2 protein-coding genes and 1 pseudogene are annotated in these 1,002 nt (G+C 46.6%); 1 reads left to right on the top strand and 2 read right to left on the bottom strand.

Translation table 11 applies throughout. The annotated features are described in order from the left end of the window. The coding region (locus R8O11_RS25455) for a hypothetical protein (protein WP_318194639.1) at positions 1-230 on the top strand (230 nt) is incomplete at its 5' end. Positions 231-259: 29 nt separating this feature from the next. Here the strand turns inward: R8O11_RS25455 and R8O11_RS25450 are convergent. Both R8O11_RS25450 and R8O11_RS25445 read right to left on the bottom strand, forming a co-directional pair. Then, the gene (locus tag R8O11_RS25450) at positions 260-715 is read right to left on the bottom strand and encodes a DoxX family protein (RefSeq protein ID WP_225497808.1); all 456 of its coding nucleotides are present in this window, start codon (positions 713-715) and stop codon (positions 260-262) included. Between the two features lie 10 nt (positions 716-725). Continuing rightward, positions 726-1,002, bottom strand: a pseudogene (locus R8O11_RS25445) (DUF2063 domain-containing protein); the annotation flags it as partial.

Raw genomic sequence — 1,002 nt, 5'->3', positions numbered from 1 at the left:
CAGAAAAGGTGATGTTTGGTAAGTTGCTTAATGAGCTGGGCAATCAAAGCTCCGAGCGCATTCGTAGTGCGGCAAAACAAGTACCTCTACCAATCTTGCGTGACATTGTGTACCAATTTCAACAAGTGATTGAGTCACGCAAGGGCGAGCAAGTTGAGCTATTAGCAAAAGACCTCGCACAACAAGGTATCTCAGCGGATGAACTGCTGGCTTATCTAAACAAGCAATAAAAGAAATCCCCGCAATCGCGGGGATTTTTCTATCTGACGAATTTGTCTTTTAGCAATCGGTCGAGCGAAAACGGACCGCCTCCCCATAGCATCACAATCAAAATCATTACCCCCCAGAGTTGGTGGTCATGGAAACCTTTCTCCCACAGTAGCGGGTAGGACAGGACAGCGATAATGTTGAACACAAACAACATGGCAGCCATAGGGCGAGTAAATAATCCAAGCGCTAAAAAGACCGGAAGAACTAACTCTGCGAATGTGCCTGAATAGGCGGCAAATTCCCAAGGTAGCAACGGAACTTGATACTCAAATTCGAACAAGTACAGGGTGCTATCCCATGAGGCAATTTTGATAAGGCCAGAATTAAAAAACACCCAAGCGACCCATAAACGGCAAAACAGCAGCAACAGCGGCATTGCGTGAGTTTGTAAGCTGTTGGTGTATTCGTCGTAGCGGCTAATCAGGCTTTTAACAGAATCTGTCATCGTATCCTCCTTACGCGGTTTGCAGCGTAAAACCTTCAATCAGGTCAAGCGTCATGATGTGATTAAGATGAGCGAGCAACGGCTCGGGGATATCGCTCAAACATTGCTTTTGTTCCAAGCTGGCAAGCAATTGATAGGCTTCGGCAGCTAGCGCGAAACACTGCGCTTCACCATTGGGCTCAATGCGGATCACCCCTTGTTGTAATTGGTTGATGTTGAGCTGATCGAATTGCTGAGTACGAACAGCTGCGAATAAATCAAACACCGCGTAATGAGCATCAAAGCAC

Source organism: Vibrio sp. 1288 (assembly GCF_033344475.1).
The sequence above is the reverse complement of the archived record's forward strand: the minus strand, read 5'-3'. Positions and strand labels throughout refer to the sequence as shown.